The 20,527-nt window shown below is 71.3% G+C and carries 19 protein-coding genes; 6 read left to right on the top strand and 13 right to left on the bottom strand.

Features of this window, described 5'->3' with window-relative positions; all coding sequences use genetic code 11:
• Positions 1-12 precede the first annotated feature (12 nt).
• The 4 genes from IOD14_RS16950 (at position 13) to IOD14_RS16935 (ending at position 4,426) form a co-directional block, all read left to right on the top strand.
• The gene (locus IOD14_RS16950) at positions 13-600 is read left to right on the top strand and encodes an ABATE domain-containing protein (RefSeq protein ID WP_212670672.1); all 588 of its coding nucleotides are present in this window, start codon (positions 13-15) and stop codon (positions 598-600) included.
• Between the two features lie 159 nt (positions 601-759).
• On the top strand, positions 760-2,037 hold the full coding sequence (locus IOD14_RS16945) for an aromatic acid exporter family protein (RefSeq protein WP_123993633.1): 1,278 nt from the start codon (positions 760-762) through the stop codon (positions 2,035-2,037).
• Positions 2,038-2,072: 35 nt separating this feature from the next.
• Positions 2,073-3,098 (top strand): hypothetical protein, encoded by a 1,026-nt coding sequence (locus IOD14_RS16940; protein ID WP_123993634.1) that lies wholly within the window; start codon positions 2,073-2,075, stop codon positions 3,096-3,098.
• A gap of 92 nt (positions 3,099-3,190) precedes the next feature.
• Entirely contained in the window at positions 3,191-4,426 is a 1,236-nt protein-coding gene (locus IOD14_RS16935; RefSeq protein ID WP_212670671.1) for a lactonase family protein, read from the top strand.
• Here the strand turns inward: IOD14_RS16935 and IOD14_RS16930 are convergent.
• Positions 4,394-5,119 carry a DUF2470 domain-containing protein gene (locus IOD14_RS16930; protein ID WP_212670670.1) on the bottom strand — a complete coding sequence of 242 codons (726 nt, stop codon included), beginning with the start codon at positions 5,117-5,119 and terminating at the stop codon, positions 4,394-4,396. The genes IOD14_RS16935 and IOD14_RS16930 overlap by 33 nt on opposite strands.
• 90 nt (positions 5,120-5,209) lie before the next feature.
• Complete coding sequence (locus tag IOD14_RS16925; RefSeq protein WP_212670669.1) at positions 5,210-5,818, bottom strand: TetR/AcrR family transcriptional regulator; 609 nt, start codon at positions 5,816-5,818, stop codon at positions 5,210-5,212.
• Between the two features lie 107 nt (positions 5,819-5,925).
• Here IOD14_RS16925 and IOD14_RS16920 point away from each other — a divergent pair, with 107 nt between their 5' ends.
• Positions 5,926-7,443 (top strand): cytochrome P450, encoded by a 1,518-nt coding sequence (locus IOD14_RS16920; protein WP_212670668.1) that lies wholly within the window; start codon positions 5,926-5,928, stop codon positions 7,441-7,443.
• On the opposite strand, the gene IOD14_RS16915 is transcribed toward IOD14_RS16920, so the two are convergent.
• The 11 genes from IOD14_RS16915 to IOD14_RS16865 form a co-directional block, all read right to left on the bottom strand.
• On the bottom strand, positions 7,405-8,226 hold the full coding sequence (locus IOD14_RS16915; protein WP_212670667.1) for a pentapeptide repeat-containing protein: 822 nt from the start codon (positions 8,224-8,226) through the stop codon (positions 7,405-7,407). The two genes, IOD14_RS16920 and IOD14_RS16915, sit on opposite strands and share 39 nt — an antisense overlap.
• Positions 8,227-8,302: 76 nt before the next feature.
• Positions 8,303-9,196 (bottom strand): sigma factor-like helix-turn-helix DNA-binding protein, encoded by an 894-nt coding sequence (locus IOD14_RS16910; RefSeq protein ID WP_212670666.1) that lies wholly within the window; start codon positions 9,194-9,196, stop codon positions 8,303-8,305.
• A 54-nt stretch (positions 9,197-9,250) separates the two neighbouring features.
• Positions 9,251-9,856 (bottom strand): FxLYD domain-containing protein, encoded by a 606-nt coding sequence (locus IOD14_RS16905; protein ID WP_212670665.1) that lies wholly within the window; start codon positions 9,854-9,856, stop codon positions 9,251-9,253.
• Positions 9,857-9,963: 107 nt separating this feature from the next.
• A complete protein-coding gene (locus IOD14_RS16900) occupies positions 9,964-11,265 on the bottom strand; it encodes an alpha/beta fold hydrolase (RefSeq protein WP_212670664.1) in 1,302 nt (433 codons plus the stop codon).
• 103 nt (positions 11,266-11,368) lie between these two features.
• Complete coding sequence (locus IOD14_RS16895) at positions 11,369-12,394, bottom strand: LacI family DNA-binding transcriptional regulator (RefSeq protein WP_123993642.1); 1,026 nt, start codon at positions 12,392-12,394, stop codon at positions 11,369-11,371.
• Between the two features lie 81 nt (positions 12,395-12,475).
• Positions 12,476-13,900, bottom strand: coding sequence for a BNR repeat-containing protein (locus IOD14_RS16890; RefSeq protein ID WP_123993643.1), 1,425 nt, complete (start codon positions 13,898-13,900; stop codon positions 12,476-12,478).
• Between the two features lie 42 nt (positions 13,901-13,942).
• The gene (locus IOD14_RS16885) at positions 13,943-14,263 is read right to left on the bottom strand and encodes an L-rhamnose mutarotase (RefSeq protein WP_007386537.1); all 321 of its coding nucleotides are present in this window, start codon (positions 14,261-14,263) and stop codon (positions 13,943-13,945) included.
• Positions 14,264-14,288: 25 nt separating this feature from the next.
• Positions 14,289-15,368 (bottom strand): rhamnose ABC transporter substrate-binding protein, encoded by a 1,080-nt coding sequence (gene rhaS / locus IOD14_RS16880; RefSeq protein WP_212670663.1) that lies wholly within the window; start codon positions 15,366-15,368, stop codon positions 14,289-14,291.
• Between the two features lie 55 nt (positions 15,369-15,423).
• A complete protein-coding gene (locus IOD14_RS16875; protein WP_123993645.1) occupies positions 15,424-16,434 on the bottom strand; it encodes an ABC transporter permease in 1,011 nt (336 codons plus the stop codon).
• Positions 16,427-17,467, bottom strand: a complete 1,041-nt coding sequence (locus IOD14_RS16870) for an ABC transporter permease (protein WP_123993646.1) — start codon at positions 17,465-17,467, stop codon at positions 16,427-16,429. Before IOD14_RS16870 ends, IOD14_RS16875 begins: the two co-directional genes overlap by 8 nt.
• On the bottom strand, positions 17,464-18,981 hold the full coding sequence (locus IOD14_RS16865) for a sugar ABC transporter ATP-binding protein (protein WP_123993647.1): 1,518 nt from the start codon (positions 18,979-18,981) through the stop codon (positions 17,464-17,466). Before IOD14_RS16865 ends, IOD14_RS16870 begins: the two co-directional genes overlap by 4 nt.
• Positions 18,982-19,255: 274 nt before the next feature.
• Here IOD14_RS16865 and rhaI point away from each other — a divergent pair, with 274 nt between their 5' ends.
• On the top strand, positions 19,256-20,416 hold the full coding sequence (rhaI, locus tag IOD14_RS16860) for an L-rhamnose isomerase (protein ID WP_123993648.1): 1,161 nt from the start codon (positions 19,256-19,258) through the stop codon (positions 20,414-20,416).
• Positions 20,417-20,527 lie beyond the last annotated feature (111 nt).

The following is a 20,527-nucleotide window of genomic DNA, read 5'->3' as shown; positions in this document are numbered from 1 at the left end:
ACTCTCGACGGCATGACCGGCAGCCCCGCCCCCGCCGACCCGGCCCTCGCGTTCCCGTTCATCGGCGGCCGCTCCTGCCTGGACTTCGCGGCCACCCTCGGCAAACGGCACGCCACCCCGCTGGAACGGCTCCCCGACACCGCGGCGCTCGCCCGCTGGTTCACCGAGGCCGAGCTGGCGACCGGCGAGGATCCGGTGCGGGTCACCGCGCGCGACCTGGCGGAGGCCCGTCTTCTGCGCGAGGCCCTGTACGGCCTGATCCGCGCCGCGATGACCGGACGGGAACCGGAGGAGGCCGACGTGGCCCGCGTCAACGCGGCCGCCGCCCAGCCCGACCTCGCGCCCCAGCTGGGCCCGGCCCGCTGGACGGCCCGCAGTCCCGCCCGCGCGGCTCTGGCGACGGTGGCCCGGGACGCCGTGCTCCTGGTCCGGGGTCCCCTCCTGGAGCGGGTCAAGGAGTGCGAGAACCCGGACTGCTCCCTGCTGTTCCTCGACGACTCCCAGGCCCGCCGCCGCCGCTGGTGCTCGATGGAACGATGCGGCAATCTGGCGAAGATCGCCGGCTACCGGTCCCGGAGCCGGGCCGCCGCCACCCGGTGAACCCCGGCCGGAGCAACACCCGAATCGGCCTGGTGTCCGCCGTCACTGGTCCCACCCCTTGCCGCGCACGGCCCGAGCCAACACCCTGGGCAGCTCGCGGACCGTACCGGTCCGCGTGGAAGGTGTGCACGCTGCTGTGAAACGGGAACAGACCTGAGCATGCAAGTTGTACGTGAGTGGACGGCGCCCCTCATGGAGTACGTGAAGCGGCGCCGGGACCCCGTGGTCGTGCAGACACTGCGCTCGGCGGCCGCGGCGACGATCGCGTACGTCCTCGCGCTCCGGCTCAGCCCCGAGGCCGCCCCGCTCACCGCGCCCCTGACCGCGCTGCTCGTCGTCCAGGTCACCCTCTACTCCACGCTCACCACCGGTGTCCGCCGGGTGAACTCGGTCGTGACCGGAGTGCTGGTCGCCATCGCCTTCAGTCTGCTGGTCGGTCTGACCTGGTGGAGCCTCGGCCTGCTGATCGTGGCGTCCCTGGTGGTGGGGCGGCTGGTGCGGGTCGAGGAGTTCGTGCCCGAGGTGGCGATCAGCGCGATGCTGGTCCTCGGGGTGACGACCGTCGGGGACACCGCCTGGGCGCGCGTGGTGGAGACGCTGATCGGCGCGGTCGTCGGCCTCGCCTGCAATCTGCTGCTCGCTCCCCCGGTGTGGGTCGACGAGGCGGGCGAGTCGATCGAGGGACTGGCCCGCCGGCTGCGCAGGCTGATGCTGCGGATGGGCGAGGAGGCGGCGGGCCGTCCGCCCGTGGAGCTGGCGACGGCCCGGCTGTACGAGGCCCGCGAGCTCGACCACGACATCGTCGAGGTGGACGCGGCCCTCCGCCAGGCCGAGGACAGCCTCAAGCTGAACCCCCGCGTCAAGGAGGGCCTGCTGCACCGGGTGGTGCTGCGCACCGGCCTGGACACCCTGGAGATCTGCACGGTGGTGCTGCGGGTCCTCGCACGCACCCTCACCGACCTGGCGAAGGAGCGCGACCCCTTCGGCGAGGAACCCGACCTGCTCGGCGCGGAGCAGGATCCCGAGCCGCTGTTCGGACCGGAGACCGGCCGCACCGTCGAGCAGCTGCTCTCCGAGATCGGCGACGCCGTGGTGAGCTTCGCGGTCCTGGTCACCACCCACGTCAGCGTGAGCGCCGAGTCCGCGGAGGCCCGGCTCACCGCCGAGCTGCGCCAGGCCGCGGCGACCCGGGACAAGCTGGCCCAGCTCCTGCTGGAGGAGATCCAGCGGGACTTCCGCCACTGGCAGCTGCACGGGGCGGTGCTCACCGAGGTCAACCGGATCCTCGACGAGCTGGACACCGAGCACCGCTCCCGCCGCCTCCTCGAGGAGCTGGACCGCTCCTCGCGCGAGCAGCGCGAGCGGATGCCGCATCTGACCCGCCTTCAGGAGCGGTGGCGCGGGAACCGACCGGCGCTCTCCCGTCGTTCCAGGTGAGGAAGGCACATCCAGCGGACTCAGGGGGCGGGCCGATGACCGGCACGAGCGTGCGGATCGACGGGAACACACTGCGGCTGCCGGGCGGTGCCGCGGTGCGGTTCGTGCGCACCCTGCGGCTGCCCGAGACGGGCACGCACCCGCTGCCCCCGGGGCTCGGCGAGTTCCCGGTGCGCCGGGTCTCCGACTACCCCGACACCGTGCCGGAGCAGTGGCGGGCGCGCGGCGGGGTGATGCTGCCGGTGTATCTGCGGGAGGCGATGTGGCTGAGCTTCGGCGCCACCACCGAGCCCGCCGCCCTCCAGGTCGGCGTGGGCAAGGTGTGCGCGGTCTCCGGCAAGCCCTGGAGCGACCGGCTCACCCGTGACCCGCAGAACTACGTGGTGCTGCCCCGCCAGCCGTGGCTGGACGGCATCAACTCCGGCAAGGGGACGGTCCGGCAGTTCGTCGCGGTGCCGCTCGGGCTCGGCGCGACCGTCGAGGGGCAGGTCACGGGCGAGGAGGTCTGGGGCGGCGTACAGCTGCAGTCGTTCGAGCTGGTCGAGGAGCGGCTCGCGCAGTGGCGGGAGGAGCAGCGGCGGCTGCGCTCGGCGGCCGCCGGGCCCGCCATGGGCTACGGCGCGGCCATGCCCATGGCGATGGCCGCGCCCCCCGCTCCGGCGGCGGCGCCGCGCAGCGCTCCGGCCATGGGACTCGGTGTCGGCGGCTCGATGCGCCAGGAGGTCTACCGGGACGACCGGCCGCTGTCGGACTGGGCGTCCGCACCGGCCGGGCGGGTCTTCGTGCACCTGGTGACACCGCCCGAGTGGCGCCGCATCACCGGCGAGGCTCCCCCGCCGTCCCCCGTGGACCGCGCGGCCTACACCAGAGCGGGGCTGCCCTGGTACGACTACTACGACCAGGACGCGGAGGATCTCGCCCCGACGGACGCGCTGGAGGGCGTGAAGCCGGTCGGCGACTGGCTCGGGGACGATCACGAGCCGTGGCAGCCGCCCACGGCCCAGCAGGTGAAGCCGCTGGGGGACGCGCCGGGCAAGCCGGTCGAGGACGGCGACTGGTAGCGGGCGGCGGCGCCCGGTTTGCGTCGGCCGGGTGATCCGGGTGAAGGTGGCTGTCCAGGTCCGAGACCATCGATCACCCGGGGTGCGCAGGGATGGGCAGTGCGAGCGGCGGCTGGAGCAGGCGCCGGTTCGTCGGCGCTCTGGCAGGAGCGGGCTCGGCACTCGTGGGCTGCTCGACATCGTCGGGTTCGTCGCCGGAGTCGGCACCCTCGCGGACTCCCGCCGCCTCGCGGACCCCCGGCTCCGCCGGGACCGCCTCGCCGAGCCCGGCGAACACCCCGTCCGCTCCGGCTCCGACCGGCCCCCGCCGTCTCTACGTCGGCACCTACACCTCCGTCGAGGGCGGCGGCGACGGCATCGGGCTCGCCACCTATGACGCCGCCGGCGGCCGGATCACGGGCACCGGCACGATCGCCGGCCCGACCAACCCGTCGTACCTCGCCGTGCACCCCGACGGCCGCACCCTGTACGCGGTCGCCGAGCAGGACGCCGGTGCCGTGACCGCCGTACGCCTGTCCGACCGCAAGGTTCTGGGGAGCCGGAGCACCGGCGGGGCGGGGCCGTGTCATCTGTCGGTGCATCCGGGCGGGCGCTGGCTGCTCAGCGCGAACTACGGTTCCGGCAGCGTGGCCGTGCATCCGATCGACTCCTCGGGGGCCCTCGGCGAGCGCAGGGACGTGGTCACGCACTCCAGTCCTGCGCCGGGACCCGGCCAGGAGGGGCCGCACGCCCACCAGTTCCTCACCGCTCCCGACGGCGGCCATGTGCTCGCCGTCGACCTGGGCACGGACACCGTCTACAGCTACCGCCTCGACGAACGGACCGGCGCGCTCACGGAGGTCTCGCGGGCGCGCACCCGGGCGGGCGCCGGACCGCGCCACCTCACTTTCCATCCCGGCGGCCGGTACGCCTATCTGGCCAACGAGGTCGACAACACGGTGGCGGTCTGCGCCTACGACCGCAAGACCGGCCGCCTCTCCGTCGGCGCGGCACAGTCCACGGGCACCGGCTCGGGCACGAACTACCCGGCGCAGCTGCTGGTCACCGCGAACGGCTCGTACGCCTATCTCGCCAACCGGGGCCACAACAGCCTCACCCGCTACGCGGTGGAGGCGGGCGGCGCCCGGCTGCGGCTGCTCGACACCGTGCCGGTGGACGGCGACTTCCCGCGGCAGATCGCCTTCTCGCCGGACGGAAAGCTGCTGTTCGCGGCGAATCAGCGGTCCGGCACCGTCAGCGTCTTCCACGTGGACACCGCGACCGGTGGCCTGCGGAGCGCGGGAAAGCCGTTCGCCTCACCCGTCGCCGTCTGTGCGCTGCCGCTGTAGGGCCCGCGGACAGGTCGCGGCGCTCGCCTGGTTCAGCAGGACGTGCATGCGCTCCGTCAGTCGTGCCACGTCGTCGGCGGGCGCGTGGAACGGCAGGCGTACGTCGCCGTGGGTGCGGGCACGCTCGATGCGCAACGTCAGTCCGTGCCGGTCCACGGCGAGGGGCTGGACGCGGACCGCGCCGTGCAGGCTGTCGGGGTCGACGAGCCGGGTGAGGCGCTCGACGGCGTCGGGATGGCAGTCGGCGAGGTGGGTGAGCAGCCGGGCCTCGGCGGTGGCGAGCGGGTCGGGCACGGCGGCGGCGAACTCGTCGAGGTCGACGACCACCGCGCCGGACGGCCGGCGCAGCACCAGGCGCGTGGCCTTGAACTCCAGCCGCCCGTCCCCGGGGACGAACCAGCCGGCGATCCACAGCCGGGCGCGGATACGGCTGCGCACCGGGACGGGTGCCACGTCGGCGAACTCCAGGACGGCGGACGGCTCGCCGCGGGGCGCGCAGATCGCGGCCGCGACCAGGGTGCTGTCCTCGGGCACGTCCAGCGTCACCCGTCCGTCCTCGGCGACGGTGTGGGCGCCGACGAACTCCTCGCGGCCGCCCTCGGCGGTCACCGCGCAGGACCACGAGGCGGCGAGCACCGAACGGGCCTGTTCCGCCGCGGAAGGCGCGGCCGTCCAGGTCTGGCTGTCACCCATCCCTTGCCTCCTTAGGTAAGCCTTGCCTAACCTAGCGAAGATCGGCGAGGAAGCCAAGCTCGGGGCGGTTGACGGACGTGCGGATTCCGGTCAGGGCCCGAGAACGCCGAGCAGGGCCCGCGCGCACAGATCGCGCACCTGCTCCCGGGAGAGGTCCGAGCCCCTCAGCCACTCCAGACAGACGGCCGTGGTGAAGGCCAGCCAGCCGCGCACGGCCAGCTGGAGGTCGGCACGCTCCCTCACCTGTGCGCCGAACTCGGGATCCGCGGCCAGCGCCGCGAGGATCTGCCGCTCCTGCGCGACCAGCGCCCGCTGGTAGACCTTGCGGACGGACTGGTCCCCGGCGGCGTCGGCACGATGGAAGGCGCGGTAGCCGTGCGCGTGCGCCCGGACGTACTCCAGATAGGTGTCCAGGCCCGCGGTGAGCTGCTCGCGCACCGGGATGCCGGGCACGGCCGCGGTCATGGCCAGCATCCGCCCGCTCTCGCGCTCGACGACCGCCGCGAAGAACTCCCGCTTCGTCGGGAAGTAGTGGTAGAGCAGCCCGCGCGAGACGCCGGCGATCTCGGCGACCTGCTCGATCCACACCTCGTCGTACGGGCTCTCCGAGAACAGCCTCGCCCCCACCGACAGGAGCTGCTCCCGCCGCTCCTCGGTGCTGAGCCTGCGGCGCGTGCGCTCGCCCTGCTTCCCGGCCATGCCCGCACTTTACTTGACGCCGGTTCAACAACCGGATCAGACTGAGGCGCGTTATTGAACCCACGTACAACGCGCTGAACCGCCGCTGGATCAAGGGAGATCTCGTCATGGCGCAGACGACGACAACGGCCGCGAAGCCGACGGGTTTCCGCAGTGCCGAGCTGGGCTGGCCCGAGCTGCACCGCATCCCGCACCCGCCGCGCCGGATCCCCCTGCTCGGCGACGTGCTGGGCGTCAACCGGGCCACGCCGCTCCAGGACTCCCTGCGCTTCGCCCGCCAGTTGGGACCGATCTACCGGCGCAAGGCGTTCGACAGGGAGTTCGTCTTCACCTGGGGCGCCGACCTGGTGGCGGACCTTGCGGACGAGTCACGGTTCGCCAAGCATGTGGGCCTCGGGGTCGCCAACCTGCGGCCGGTCGCGGGCGACGGGCTGTTCACCGCCTACAACCACGAGCCGAACTGGCAGCTGGCGCACGACGTGCTGGCCCCCGGCTTCAGCCGCGAGGCGATGGAGACCTACCACCCGATGATGCTGGCCGTGGCCGGACGGCTGACGGACCACTGGGACCGCGAGCAGGCGGCGGGCCGCTCGGTGGACGTGCCCGGGGACATGACCAAGCTGACCCTGGAGACCATCGCGCGTACCGGGTTCGGCCATGACTTCGGTTCCTTCGAGCGGGACCGGCCGCATCCCTTCGTCACGGCGATGGTGGGCACCCTGACCTACGCGCAGCGCCTGAACTCCGTGCCCTTCCCGGCTCTGCTGCGGCGGGCCGCACAGCGCAACGCGGCCGACATCGCCTATCTGAACCGCATGGTCGACGACCTGGTCAGGGCCCGGCGCACGGCGGGTGGGGACGGCGACCTGCTGGACCGGATGCTGGAGACGGCCCACCCGGACACCGGCGAGCGGCTGTCCCCGGAGAACGTCCGCAGGCAGGTCATCACCTTCCTGGTGGCCGGCCACGAGACCACCTCGGGCGCGCTCTCCTTCGCCCTGCACTACCTCTCCCTGCACCCCGAGGTCGCCGCCCGCGCGCGTGCCGAGGTGGACCGCGTCTGGGGGGCCACCGACGCACCGGGGTACGACCAGGTGGCGAAGCTGCGGTACGTACGCCGGGTGCTGGACGAGTCGCTGCGGCTGTGGCCGACGGCGCCCGCCTTCGCCCGGGAGGCCGTCGAGGACACCGTGCTGGCCGGGCGGTACCCGATGCGCCGCGGCGCCTGGACGCTGGTGCTCACGCCGATGCTCCAGCGCGATCCCGAGGTGTGGGGCGCGGACGCGGAGCAGTTCGACCCGGATCGCTTCGACCCCAAGGCGGTACGGGCGCGTCCCCCGCATGTCTTCAAACCGTTCGGCACCGGAGCCCGGGCCTGCATCGGGCGCCAGTTCGCGCTGCACGAGGCGACGCTGGTACTCGGTCTGCTGCTGCGCCGCTACGAGCTGCGGGCCGACCCGGGCTACCGGCTCACGGTCACCGAGCGGCTGACCCTGATGCCGGACGGACTGCGGCTGCACCTGGAGCGGCGGCAGGACGATGGCCCCGCCGCCGGGCCCGTGGAGGATTCCGGCGAGGCCGCGCCCTCAGAGCAGCGCTGTCCAGTGCGCCGGACGGGTGACTGAGTCCGGCAGCCGGGTGCCGGCGCTGCCCCGGGCCGCGTTCAGCTGGGGCTGGGTGAGGAAGAACGCGCCGGTCAGATCGGCGTCCGTGAGGTCGGCGTCGCGCAGGTCGGCGCCGATCAGATCCGCGTCGCGCAGGTCTGCGCCGGTGAGGTCGGCCGCGATGAGGTAGGCGCCGCGGAGACTGGCTCCGCGCAGGTCCGCGCCCTTGAGGCGGGCGCCCATCAGATCGGCGCCGCGGCGGTTCTTCTTCTTGCCGCCCCTGCCCGCCCGGACCAGCTCGCTGGTCCTCAGCAGGAGGACGTTGACGTCCTGCCGGTGGGCGGCGACGTCCAGCACCGTGAGTTCCTCGGCGGTCCCCCGGGTGAGCGCCTCGGTCCGCTCCAGCATGCGGCGCAGATCGGCGTGGACCGGGCGGGCCGCGGGCAGGGTGAGTGCCTCGGTGAGGTACCAGAGCAGTTCGTGGAGCTGGCGTACCACCGGGAAGACGTCGAACATCAGGCGGGCGTCCTCGCGGGGGCCGGTGCGCCAGTCCCGGCCGCCGAAGGTGAGCTGCGAGACCTTCTGCCCGGCACCGAAGCAGTCGTAGACCGTGCATCCGCTGAAGCCCTTGTCCCGCAGCTTCGCGTGGATGCCGCAGCGGTGGTCGCCCTGGAGGTTGGGGCAGGGTGTGCCGGCCGGCTTGTCGCGGGCGAAGTCCGCGGAGGCGGCGAAGGGCAGGGCCACACAGCACAGGCCGAAGCAGCGTGCGCAGTCGCCGCGCAGGTCGATCATTTGTTCTTGCATCGCGACCAGCCTAACGGGCCGCCGCACGGGCCGAACCGACACCGGCTCACCCCGGTCCGCGCCGTGGCCGCCCGAGTCAGCGGGCGGTGCCCGGCAGCCGGAGTCGGGCGAGGCGGTCGGGGTCGGCGAGGACGTTCAGGCCGACGATCGTGCCATCGGCGACGGTCACACCCGCGACCGAGAGCGGGCGGCCCTCGGGGACGTTCACCACTCCGATCTCGCCGTTGACGAGGGCGAGGCGCGCGTACTCCGTGAACCGCCGGAACCGCAGGACCTGTGCGGCCACTTCCCGCGCACCGCGGACCACCCTGGAGGAGGCCGCCCCCGAGTCGGCGCGCAGGACGACATCGGGGTGGAGCACCGCGAGGAGGGTCTCGACGTCCCCCGCCCTCGCGGCGGCCAGGAACGCCTCGAGCACCTCGCGCTGCCTGCCCGGGTCGGGTTCCGAGGCGGGGACGGTGCCCCGCACCCGCCGCCTGGCACGACCGGCGAGCTGTCTCGCCGCGCCCGGAGAGCGCTCCAGGATCGAGGCGATGTCGTCGAAGGGGACGGCGAACATGTCGTGCAGGACCAGCGCGAGACGCTGCGCGGGCGTCAGGTCCTCCAGCGCGGCCATCAGCGCGAGGCCGGCCGCGTCGGCGTACAGGGCCTCCTGTTCCGGGTCGGTCGGGGACAGGGGCGCGATGACCGGGTCCGGGACGAAGGCCTCCGCACGGCGCGCGGCGCGCGAGCGCAGCCGGTCGAGACAGACCGCGCCGACGACCGTGACGAGTGGGGCGCCCGCATCGGAGGCCCCGCTCCCGCCGCTGCCCCCGCTGCCGCTGCCGCTGTCGCTGTCGCTCAGCCGGAGCCAGGTCTCCTGGACCGCTTCGTCCGCGTCGTCCAGCGAACCGAGCATGCGATAGGCCACCGCTCTCAGCCGCGCACGGTGCGCCCGGAAGCACTCCGCGGACAACTCCGTTCCGTTCACGCCACCCCCGTGTCGTCCGTGAAAGCGAGACGATCACATCATGCACGGCGAAGGTCAGTACCGTTGCGCCTTCGCGAGCTTGGGCGTCAGCACCGGCTCCGCGGGCTTGCGGCTGACGGCGACGGGCTGCGCCTTCTCCCCCGGGCCGAGGTCCTGCGCGCCGACGTACCGGGTCTCCACCACCTTGCCCGAGGAGTCGAGGAAGTCGACCTGGACGGCGTACGAGGCCGTCCTGTCGGTCTTGTTGATGATGGTGACGACGACGGCGAGCAGGCCGCCGGTCGTGGAGCGCGGTTTGCCGGACATGGCGACCTCGGACATCGCGTTGCCCTGTCCTTCGACCTTGGCCAGCTCGGTCCGCGCGGCCTTGTTGGCGCGTTCCGTCTCCGCGGACACGGATGCCTCGAAGGAGGAGGCGGCCGCCGAGGCGGACGCCGCCCGTTCGGATGCCTTTGCCCGTACCGAGGCCTCGAGGGAGGCCAGCGCGGAGGCCGCGTTGCCGGAGAAGGAGGCCGTGTCCGGGGCGGTGGGCGTCGCCGAGGAGTTCGAGGACCCGCCGGAGTCGTCGTCGCACGCGACCAGCGCGAGCGTGCTCGCGGCGGCGAGCACCACGGCGAGGGCGGCGATCCGGGACCGTCCGTGGGGTGACGGTGTGCTCATCGGTGACGTCCTCTCGACTCCGGCATCGACCATGACCGAAAAGCACTTTATGCCGGAATCAAGGGCGAGGCATGTCGTCGCCCACGGACCGCCCGAGGGCCCGGGCCTCAGGCCTCGTCGCGGGCCAGGGCGAGCAGCCGGTCCAGTACGCGGGGGCCGCCCGCGCGGACGCCGTCGTGCTCGAACTCGTCCGTCACCCAGGTGCGCAGACCGCGGATCGCGCGGGCGGTCTCGAGCGAGTGGGCCGTGTCGACGTACATGTCGTCGTGGTAGACGGCGGCGGCGACCGGGACCTCGTTGACGGCGAGCCGGGCCGGGTCGTACAGGGGCTGCCAGTCGGTGCGGGCGGCGAGGAGTTCGGCGGTCTCGCGCAGCGGGCGCAGGGCCGGGTCGCAGTCGAACAGCCAGGGGTGGATCGTCTCGCCGGTGAACAGCAGCGGCTCGTCGCCTGCGAGGGACTTGGCGGCGTCGAACTGCGGGAACTCGGCGCGCACCCGTTCGGCCGACCAGGCGGTGGGCCGCTCGTCCTGGCCGTAGGCGGCCTCGTGGACGAGGGCGTACAGAGGGTGGGGCGCGAACGAGAGGAGGCCCTGGATCTCCTCCTGGAACGCGTCGGAGAGCTCCGGGCCGTGCGGGGTGCGGACGAAGGCGTGCTCGAGGAGGTAGTGCAGCCGGTGACTGCCCTCGCTGCCGCCCAGGATGATGCCGATCGACTGGAAGGCCTCGACTGTCAGCCGGTAGCCGTTCGGCAGGGTCACGTCGTGGGTGAGGAGGTGGTCGGCGATACGGCGGGCCCGCTCGACGTCCTGCGGATAGCGGGCGTAGTGCGCGGTGACCTTGCGTTCCACGCGCGGGTAGGCGGCCCGGTAGACGTCGTCGGCGTGGGCGTCGAGGGAGGGCAGGCCGCCGGTGATGACGGCGGCGGCGAGGCCCTCGGGGGCCAGCGACAGATAGGTCGTCGCGCAGAAGCCGCCGAAGCTCTGGCCGAGGACGGTCCAGGGGGCGCCGCCGGTGACCTGGGCGCGGATCGCCTCGCAGTCGCGGACGATGGAGTCGGCGCGGAAGCGGGCCAGGTAGTCGGCCTGCTCGGCGGGGCCGCCGCGCAGGGGGAGCGTCTGGCGGTTGGCCGGCGTGGAGTGGCCTGTGCCGCGCTGGTCGAGCAGGAGGACGCGGTACTCCTTCAGGGCCCGGCCGAACCAGGCTCCCTTGCCGACGAAACGGTTCGCCCCGAAGCCGGGACCGCCCTGGAGGTAGACCAGCCACGGCAGGTTCTGGCCCGCCTTGTCGCTCGCGACGGCCTCACGGGCGTAGAGCTCGATCGTCTCCCCGGCCGGGTCGTCGTGGTCGAGGGGGACGCTGAACCGGCGGTCGGTGAGGACGAGGCCGGGCTGGCGGTAGGTCGCGGTCAACAGGGCTCCCGGGACGGACGGATTCTTCAGGGCGCGTCCCAGTTCAGCACATGTTCGTCCGTCGTCCGACCCCTTCGATCATGAAATCTTACTGACTCCCGGGTCAGCGGGCGGCCAGGCTGGAGCGCCGCACGACCAGTTCGGGCTGGAGCACCACACGCCGGTGCTCGTGCCGCTTGCCGGTGGTCTCCGCCTCCGTCTCCTCCAGGAGCAGCTCGGCGGCCAGCGCGCCCATGGTGACGGCCGGCTGGCGGACCGAGGTGAGCGGGACGGCCGCGGCGGCGGCGAACTCGATGTCGTCGTAGCCGACGATGGCGAGGTCGTCGGGGACCGTGATCCCCGCCGCGTACATGGCCTGCAGGACACCCAGGGCGAGCAGGTCGTTGGCGCAGAACACGGCGGTCGGGCGGTCGGCGAGGCCGAGGAGACGGGCGCCCGCGTCCCGGCCCGCGGCCACGTCGAGCCGTTCGGTGGGCAGCTCGCGCAGGTTCTCGGGGCCCAGGCCCGCCTCGGCCAGCGCGTTGAGGGCCCCGGTGCGGCGGTCGCGGACCTGATTGAGGCCGGGCGGGCCGCTGACGTAGGCGATGGAGCGGTGCCCCGCGTCCACGAGGTGGCGCACCGCGAGCGCACCGCCCGCGACGTCGTCGACGGAGACCGAGCACTCGGTGGTGCCCTCGGCGACCCGGTCGACCAGGACGAAGGGGATGCCGTGGCGGCGGAAGGCGTCGATGCTGCGGCCGGAGGCGTCGGTCGGGGTGAGCAGGACGCCCCGCACTCGCTGCTCGGCGAAGAGGGACAGGTACTCCGCCTCCTCGCTCGCGCTCTGGGCGCTGTTGCAGACCATGACGCCGAGGCCGTCCTCACGGGCGGCCCGCTCGGCGCCGCGGGCGACGTCGACGAAGAAGGGGTTGCCCATGTCGAGCACGAGCAGGCCCATGATCCGGCTGCGGCCCGCGCGCAGCTGGCGCGCGGACTCGCTGCGGACATAGCCGAGCCGGTCTATCGCGGACAGGACGCGCGCCCGGGTCTCGGTGGCGACGGAGTCCGGACGATTGATGACGTTCGAGACCGTGCCGACGGAGACTCCGGCGGCACGGGCGACGTCCTTGATACCCACCGACTGGGCCATCGGGCAGGGACCTCCAGGGGAGACGAGGGGCGGCGGGACGACCTTCACATTATCGTCGAGCCGCCCCCGCACCGGTCACGATCAGGCAGGCAATGCGAAGTCGACGACGTGGAGCGCCGAGGGGGTCGTACCGCTCGACTTCTCCTGGTACATGAACGACAGCACGTTGTCCTGGGCGATCCGCATCTCGTCGATCACGACCTCACCGAAGGCGTTGAGACCGCTGCCGTCGAAGAGGATCTTCCAGTCGGTGTACCCGGACGCCTTGGAGGCGCCGGCGATCCGGCCGAACGGGAAGACCGCGTAGGCGTTGTCGTACTTGTCCAGGAGCAGCTTGGTGCGCTGGCTGGAGCCGAGCACGACCGGGATCTCGGTCTTCTGCCAGGTGCCCGAGGAGTTCTTGCGGACGTGGAAGGCGCGGCCGTTCGCGGTGCGGTCCGAGACGTAGTTCGTGGTGCACTGGCCGAAGCGGCCGGGGACGTAGCTGATGATCGCGTGCGGCAGCCCCGTGGAGTCCGTGAACTGGCTCTCCTGGTTCATCAGGGAGTGGTCCGGGTTCAGCGCGTCGATCACCAGGCCGCTGTCGGTGACGGCGACCTTGTCGGAGCCGCCCGTGGTGCCGACGACGGTGCCGGCGTTGTTGCGCCAGGTGCGGCCGCGGTCGTCGGAGTAGACGTAGCCGGTGTCGTGGTTGGTGATGCCGCCGCCGTTGCACATCACGGCGCCGTTCTGCTCGCGCCAGGTGAAGAAGGAGTGCAGCCGGCCGTTCTTGTCGTAGTCGATGCCGTGCAGGTACATGTTGCGGGCCGTCGAGGAGCCGTGCTCGCTGGTGTAGGTGCCGGTGGAGCTGGACCACTCGCCGAGGTTGGTCCACGTCGAGCCGTCGTACTCGGCGAGGGCGTTGCGGCCGTTGCCCGATATCCCGGCCCGGTAGCTCAGCTGGAGCTTGCCGTCGGGGGTGGGGACGAACTGCGGGTAGGTGAACTGCGACGTGAGGGCGAGGCCGTCCAGGGTGGACTGAGGGGCGCCGAAGCGGGCCGCGGTCCAGCTCAGGCCCGCCGGGTTGTCCATGAGCCCCGCGACCGACTTGACGTAGGTGAAGCCGTCGCTGTGCGAGTCCATGTTGAGGTGGAGGCGGCCGTCCGCCTTGGAGACGCCCATGGAGATGACGTTGTGGGAGTCGCTCGTCTTCAGGGTGTGGCCGACCTGGACGGTGGACCAGGTGCTCCCGCCGAGGACGCGGCGGCCGACCACGGCGTTCTTGTCGGCGGTGTACCAGACGGCGTACTGGTAGCCCTTGTAGGTCAGCAGGCCGTTCTTCTGGAACGAGTTGTTGTTGACGAGACCGTCGTAGGAGACGAAGAACACGGCCTGGCTGTCGAGGGTGGTGGTCCCGGTTCGGGTGACGGACGGCCCGGGGTCGGCGGCGCGGGCGGTGCCGCCGGTGAGCGCGGAGGTGGACATGGCGGACACGATGGCACCTGCGAGCAGCGTGCGTCTTCTCATGGAGCGGCTCCTGCGGTCCTGAGGGGGCCTTGCGGGGAGGGGTCAGGCGAGGTGGAACACCTCGGTGAGCGGTTTCATGGCCTCGTCGGGGCGGGCTCCGTCGAGGGACTCGAAGAACTCGCCCATCTCGGCCTGCCAGCGTGCGTTGACCTCGGTGGCTTCCATACCTGCCTTGGCGGCCTCGAAGTCCTCGGTCTCCAGGTAGCCGACGAGCAGTCCGTCGTCGCGCAGGAAGAGCGAGTAGTTGTGCCAGCCGGTGGCCGAGAGTGCTTCGAGCATCTCCGGCCACACGGCGGCGTGACGTTCGCGGTACTCGGCGATCCGGTCCTCACGGACCTTCAGGAGGAAACAGACGCGCTGCATGAAGTACCGCTCCTTCAGGGGGAGATCAGAAGTTGAACTGGTCGATGTTCTTGGCGTCGAACACGGTCGGCTTGCCGAGGTTGATCACGCCGTCCTTGCCGATGGTGTACGTCGTGCCGCCGGCCTTGAAGGTCTCGCCCTCCTTGCCGGTGATCTGGCCGGACACCAGGGCGACCGCGGTCTGGGCGGCCAGCGCGCCGAGCTTGGCCGGGTCCCACAGCTCGAAGGCCCCGACGGTGCCGTTCTTGACGTACTTGCGCATGTCGTTGGGGGTGCCGAGGCCGGTCAGCTTGACCTTGCCCTTGTACTTGGAGCCGGAGAGGTACTGGGCGGCGGCCTTGATGCCGACCGTGGTCGGGGAGATGATCCCCTTCAGGTTCGGGTACTGCTGGAGCAGGCCCTGGGTCTGCTGGAAGGACTGCTGGGCGTCGTCGTTGCCGTACGCGACCTTGACGAGCTTGATGTTCTTGTACTTGTCCTGCTTCAGCTCGTCCTTCATGAAGTCGATCCAGGTGTTCTGGTTCGTCGCCGTCTGGGCGGCAGACAGGATCGCGATCTCGCCCTTGTAGCCGATCTGCTCGGCGAGCAGCTGCACCTCGGTGCGGCCGAGGTCCTCGGCGGAGGCCTGCGAGACGAAGGCGTTGCGGCAGTCCGGCTTGGTGTCGGAGTCGTAGGTGACGACCTTGATGTCGTTGCTCATGGCCTGCTTGAGGGCGGTGCACAGGGCGCCCGGGTCCTGCGCGGACACGGCCATCGCGTTCACCTGCTGCTGGGTGAGCGTGTTGACGTAGGAGACCTGCCCGGCGGTGTCGGTGGCGCTGGAGGGACCGACCTCCTTGTACTTGCTGCCCAGTTCGGTCAGCGCCTTCTCGCCGCCCTTGTCCGCGGAGGTGAAGTACGGGTTGTTGACCTGCTTGGGCAGGAACCCGACGGTCAGGCCCTTCTTGGTGGCCGCGTTCGGGTCGGCCTTGGCGGTGGAGGCCGCCGAGGCGCCCTCGTCCTGCACGTCCTTCTTGGTGGTGCCGCCGCAGGCGGTCAGGGCGAGAGCGAGGGAGGTGCCGGCGGCGAGGGCCGCGCAGGAACGGCGGAGCGAAGACTTACGCATGACGGATCTTCCTTAGGAGGGTGAGCGGATACGAGGTTTCCTCGGGCGTCCGGGCCTAGGAGGCCGGTGTGGGCGCCTTGGACGCCGGTGTCGAGGCGGCTCGGCGGCCGGCCCTCGCAACCGAGATCTGCCGTGCGACCCGCGGGGCGAGCACGGAGAGGACGAGAAGGACGCCGGTGACGACGATCTGCGACTGCGCCGAGACGTCCTGGAGGCTCATCACGTTCTGCAGCGTGCCGAGCAGGAACACTCCTGCGACGGCGCCGCCGAGCGTGCCCTTGCCGCCGTCGAAGTCGATGCCGCCGAGCAGCACCGCCGCGATGACGGAGAGTTCGAGCCCCGTGGCGTTGTCGTACCGGGCGCTGGCGTAGTGCAGCGCCCAGAAGATGCCGGTGAGCGAGGCCATCAGGCCCGTCACCGTGAACAGGATCAGCTTCTGCCGCTTGACCCGGATACCGGCGAACCGGGCGGCCTCCTCGCTGGCGCCGGTCGCGAACGTGGACCGACCGAACGGCGTGGCGTGCAGGACGACCACGGCGATCGCGAACAGGACGAGGAAGGGAAGGAAGGCCTGCGGCAGGAACGTGTCCCCGATCCGCCCGGCCGCGAAGTCCAGGTACTGCGTCGGGAAGTCGGTCACCGCGTCGGAGCCGAGCACGATCTGCGCGATGCCCCGGTAGGCGGCGAGGGTGCCGATGGTGACGGCGAGGGAGGGCAGGCCGAGCCGGGTGACGAGCAGGCCGTTGATCAGCCCGCACACCACGCCGAGCACCAGGCAGATCGGGATGATCATCTCGATCGTCAGGCCCTGATTCCACAGGGCGCCCATCACCGCGCCGGACAGACCGGCGGTGGAGGCGACGGACAGGTCGATCTCGCCGGAGACCACGAGCAGGGTCATGGGCAGGGCGATCAGCGCGATCGGCAGGGTGTTGCCGATCAGGAACGACAGGTTCAGCGCGTTGCCGAAGCCGTCGACCGTGCCGAAGGACAGCAGCAGGACGACGATCAGGAGAGCACCGACGACCGTGTCCCACCGGATCGCGCGGCTGAGGGACTCAGGCATGGCGGGCGTTCCTCTTCTTCAGGGCGGAGGCCACGCGCAGCGCGACGACCCGGTCGACCGCGATGGCGAGGATGAGCAGGATGCCGTTGATGGCGAGCACCCATACCGAGCTGACGCCGAGGGCGGGCAGCACGCTGTTGATCGAGGTCAGCAGCAGGGCGCCGAGCGCGGCGCCGTAGACGCTGCCGGAGCCGCCGGTGAAGACGACACCGCCGACCACGACCGCGCTGACGACGGTCAGTTCGTAGCCGGTGCCCGTGCCGGAGTCGACGTTGCCGAACCGGGCCAGGTACATCGCGCCGGCGAGTCCTGCGAGGCCGCCGCAGAAGGTGTAGGCGGCCAGGATCCGCTTGCGCACCGGGATGCCGGCGAGGCGTGCGGCCTCGGGGTTGGAGCCGAGCGCGTACAGCTCGCGCCCGCTGCCGAAGTGCTTGAGGTAGTAGGCGGTGGCGACGAGGACCGCCAGCGCGATCATGGCCAGCCACGGCACCGCGGAGATGCCGCCGGAGCCGAAGTTCACGAAGCTGTCCGGGAGGTCGGACGCCGTGATCTGCCGGGAGCCGACCCAGATGGAGTCGATGCCCCGGATGATGTACAGCGTGCCGAGGGTGACCACCAGCGCGGGGACCTGGCCGAGGCTGACGAGGAGGCCGTTGAGCAGGCCGAAGCCGATGCCGAGCAGGACCGCGAGGACGATCGCCACGACGGGGTTCCCGCCGCCGTGGAGGTAGGTGCCGGCGGCGAAGGCGCTGATGCCGAGGGTGGAGCCGACCGAGAGGTCGACGTTCCTCGTGATGACCACCAGCGACTGGCCGGTGGCGACCAGCACCAGGATCGTGGCGTTCAGCAGCAGGTCCTTAATGCCCTGCTCGGTGAGGAAGTCGCTGTTCCCGATCTGGGTGACGACGATCATCACCAGGAAGACGACCAGGATGGCGAGCTCGCGCATCTTGAAGACGCGGTCGACCAGGCGGGTGCCGCTGGACTTGGGCACCTCGGCGGGAGGGGCCTGCTGAGGGGTGGTGACCGTCATGCGGCGGCCCTCCCGGTGGCTGCGGCCATCACGGTTTCCTCGGTGGCGTCGGAGCGCGGGATCTCGGCGGTCAGGCGGCCCTCGTGCATCACGAGCACGCGGTCGGCCATGCCGAGGATCTCGGGCAGGTCGGAGGAGATCATCAGGATGGCCACCCCGTCGGCGGCCAGTTCGCTCAGCAGCCGGTGCACCTCGGCCTTGGTGCCGACGTCGATGCCGCGGGTCGGCTCGTCGACGATGAGCACCTTGGGGCCGGTGGCCAGCCACTTGGCGAGGACGACCTTCTGCTGGTTGCCGCCCGACAGCGTGTTGACGGTGTCGGCGATCCGGGCGTACTTCACCTGGAGCTTGACGGCCCAGTCGAGGGAGCGGCTGCGTTCGGCGCCGCGGTCCATCAGGCCCGCCTTGACGGTCGTGCGCAGGCCCGTGAGGCCGATGTTGCGCTCGATGGACATGTCCATCACGAGGCCCTGGGCGCGCCGGTCCTCGGGGACCAGGGCGAGACCCGCGGCCATCGCGGTGGAAGGGGCACCGTTGACCAGCGCCTTGCCGCCCACGGAGACCTCGCCCGCGTCCCAGCGGTCGATGCCGAACACGGCCCGCGCGACCTCGGTGCGGCCCGCTCCCACGAGTCCCGCGAGGCCGACGATCTCCCCGCGCCTGACCTCGAAGGAGACGTCGGTGAAGACACCTTCCCGGGTCAGCCGGCTCACCGTGAGCGCGATCTCGCCGGGGCGTACGTCCTGCTTGGGGTAGAGCTCGTCGAGATCGCGGCCGACCATACGGCGGACCAGGTCGTCCTCGGTCATGCCCTCGATCGGCTCGCTGGCGATCCAGGCGCCGTCGCGCAGGGTGGTGACCGTCCGGCAGATCTGGAAGATCTCCTCCAGGCGGTGCGAGATGAACAGCACCGCGGCGCCCTGTTCGCGCAGCGTCCTGACGACGCCGAAGAGGCGGGCCACCTCGCTGCCGGTCAGGGCCGCGGTCGGCTCGTCCATGATCAGGACGCGGGCCTCGAAGGACAGCGCCTTGGCGATCTCGACGATCTGCTGGTCGGCGATGGACAGGCCGCGCGCGGGCCGGTCGGGGTCGAGCTCGACCCCGAGGCGCTGCATCAGGGCCAGGGTCGCGGCGTGCGTGGCCTTGTGGTCGATCCGGCCGAGGGCGCGCCGGGGCCGGCGGCCCATGAAGATGTTCTCGGCGATCGACAGGTCGGGGAAGAGCGTGGGCTCCTGGTAGATCACGGCGATACCGGCGTCGCGGGCGTCACCGGGACCGTGGAAGACGACCGGCTCGCCGTCGAGCAGCACCTGGCCGGTGTCCGGCCGGTGCACTCCCGCGAGGGTCTTGATGAGGGTCGACTTGCCCGCGCCGTTCTCGCCGGCGAGGGCGTGCACCTCCCCGGGAAACAGCTCCAGGGAGACGTCCCGCAGGGCGCGAACCGCGCCGAAGGACTTCGAGATGTCCTTGAGCGCGAGAACCGGGGCCGGACCCGTGGTGGACGGGTGGGTCATTGGGGGCTCCTCGACGACGCCGGCGGGACGGCCCTCACGGCGTCGTGAAAGGTTTCAACTTGGTTGCCGGGACGTTAGGCATGGAGCGCATGTCACGTCAATGGGTTCGTGTCGAAAAAGTTTCGATGAACTCAGGTCACAGCCGGGTCACGAGCAACAGCCTTGGTCGCAGGGGTTGACACCCCTGCGAGGTCGCCATACTTTCCCGTCTTGAATCGTTTCACAGTGAAGCTGTTCTGAAGCCCTCAAGACCCGACGTCACAGGAGCCCTCAAGTGACCGAGCTCGCCGCGGTGAAGGCCGCTCTCAAGACCCAGGCCGTCGAGACGCCGTCGTGGGCGTACGGGAACTCGGGAACCCGCTTCAAGGTGTTCGCCCAGCAGGGCGTACCGCGTACCCCGCAGGAGAAACTGGAGGACGCTGCGCAGGTCCACGCGTTCACCGGGGTCGCGCCGACCGTCGCGCTGCACATCCCGTGGGACAAGGTCGAGGACTACGCCGCGCTGGCGAAGTTCGCCGAGGAGCGGGGCGTGAAGCTGGGCGCCATCAACTCCAACACCTTCCAGGACGACGACTACAAGCTGGGCAGCATCTGCCACCCGGACGCCACCGTGCGGCGCAAGGCTCTGGACCACCTGCTGGAGTGCGTCGACATCATGGACGCCACCGGATCCACGGACCTCAAGCTGTGGTTCGCCGACGGCACGAACTATCCCGGCCAGGACGATCTGCGGGGCCGGCAGGACCGGCTGGCGGAAGGTCTCGCCGAGGTGTACGACCGGCTGGGCGACGGGCAGCGGATGCTCCTTGAGTACAAGTTCTTCGAGCCGGCGTTCTACTCGACGGACGTGCCGGACTGGGGGACGGCGTACGCGCACTGTCTGAAGCTCGGGCCCAAGGCGCAGGTCGTCGTCGACACCGGGCACCACGCTCCCGGCACCAACATCGAGTTCATCGTCACCACGCTGCTGCGGGAGGGGAAGCTCGGCGGGTTCGACTTCAACTCGCGCTTCTACGCCGACGACGACCTGATGGTGGGGGCGGCCGACCCCTTCCAGCTGTTCCGGATCATGTACGAGGTGGTCCGTGGGGGTGGGTTCTCGTCCGAGGTGGCGTTCATGCTCGACCAGTGCCACAACATCGAGGCGAAGATTCCGGCGATCATCCGGTCGGTGATGAACGTGCAGGAAGCAACGGCGAAGGCACTGCTGGTCGACCGGGACGCTCTGGCCGTGGCTCAGCGCGACGGTGACGTGCTGGAGGCGAACGCGGTGCTGATGGACGCGTACAACACGGATGTACGGCCGCTGCTCGCCGAGGTGCGGGAGGAGATGGGACTCGACGCGAACCCCATCGCCGCGTACAAGCGGTCCGGGTGGGCCGAGAAGATCGTGGCATCGCGGGTTGGTGGGGAACAGGCCGGGTGGGGGGCGTAAGCGTCTGCCTGGTTCTGTCGTCTGCGGGGTGCGGGCCGCATGTGGCTGGTCGCGCAGTTCCCCGCGCCCCCAGGGAAACAATCTCACCCTCTTTTCAGTAAGGACTGGAAG

Origin of the sequence: Streptomyces sp. A2-16 (assembly GCF_018128905.1) — a bacterium.
Lineage (GTDB): Bacteria > Actinomycetota > Actinomycetes > Streptomycetales > Streptomycetaceae > Streptomyces.
Note: the sequence above shows the minus strand (reverse complement) of the source record. Positions and strands in the feature narration are given on the sequence as shown.

Excerpts from the sequence above, each read along its gene's own strand:
- rhaS (WP_212670663.1), bottom strand. The coding sequence starts at position 15,368 with ATGCGTAAGTCTTCGCTCCGCCGTTCCTGCGCGGCCCTCGCCGCCGGC.
- IOD14_RS16870 (WP_123993646.1), bottom strand. The coding sequence starts at position 17,467 with ATGACGGTCACCACCCCTCAGCAGGCCCCTCCCGCCGAGGTGCCCAAG.
- IOD14_RS16940 (WP_123993634.1), top strand. The coding sequence starts at position 2,073 with ATGACCGGCACGAGCGTGCGGATCGACGGGAACACACTGCGGCTGCCG.
- IOD14_RS16950 (WP_212670672.1), top strand. The coding sequence starts at position 13 with ATGACCGGCAGCCCCGCCCCCGCCGACCCGGCCCTCGCGTTCCCGTTC.
- IOD14_RS16935 (WP_212670671.1), top strand. The coding sequence starts at position 3,191 with ATGGGCAGTGCGAGCGGCGGCTGGAGCAGGCGCCGGTTCGTCGGCGCT.
- IOD14_RS16920 (WP_212670668.1), top strand. The coding sequence starts at position 5,926 with ATGGCGCAGACGACGACAACGGCCGCGAAGCCGACGGGTTTCCGCAGT.
- IOD14_RS16885 (WP_007386537.1), bottom strand. The coding sequence starts at position 14,263 with ATGCAGCGCGTCTGTTTCCTCCTGAAGGTCCGTGAGGACCGGATCGCC.
- IOD14_RS16865 (WP_123993647.1), bottom strand. The coding sequence starts at position 18,981 with ATGACCCACCCGTCCACCACGGGTCCGGCCCCGGTTCTCGCGCTCAAG.
- IOD14_RS16925 (WP_212670669.1), bottom strand. The coding sequence starts at position 5,818 with ATGGCCGGGAAGCAGGGCGAGCGCACGCGCCGCAGGCTCAGCACCGAG.
- IOD14_RS16945 (WP_123993633.1), top strand. The coding sequence starts at position 760 with ATGCAAGTTGTACGTGAGTGGACGGCGCCCCTCATGGAGTACGTGAAG.
- IOD14_RS16930 (WP_212670670.1), bottom strand. The coding sequence starts at position 5,119 with ATGGGTGACAGCCAGACCTGGACGGCCGCGCCTTCCGCGGCGGAACAG.
- IOD14_RS16895 (WP_123993642.1), bottom strand. The coding sequence starts at position 12,394 with ATGGCCCAGTCGGTGGGTATCAAGGACGTCGCCCGTGCCGCCGGAGTC.
- IOD14_RS16915 (WP_212670667.1), bottom strand. The coding sequence starts at position 8,226 with ATGCAAGAACAAATGATCGACCTGCGCGGCGACTGCGCACGCTGCTTC.
- IOD14_RS16890 (WP_123993643.1), bottom strand. The coding sequence starts at position 13,900 with ATGAGAAGACGCACGCTGCTCGCAGGTGCCATCGTGTCCGCCATGTCC.
- IOD14_RS16875 (WP_123993645.1), bottom strand. The coding sequence starts at position 16,434 with ATGCCTGAGTCCCTCAGCCGCGCGATCCGGTGGGACACGGTCGTCGGT.
- IOD14_RS16905 (WP_212670665.1), bottom strand. The coding sequence starts at position 9,856 with ATGAGCACACCGTCACCCCACGGACGGTCCCGGATCGCCGCCCTCGCC.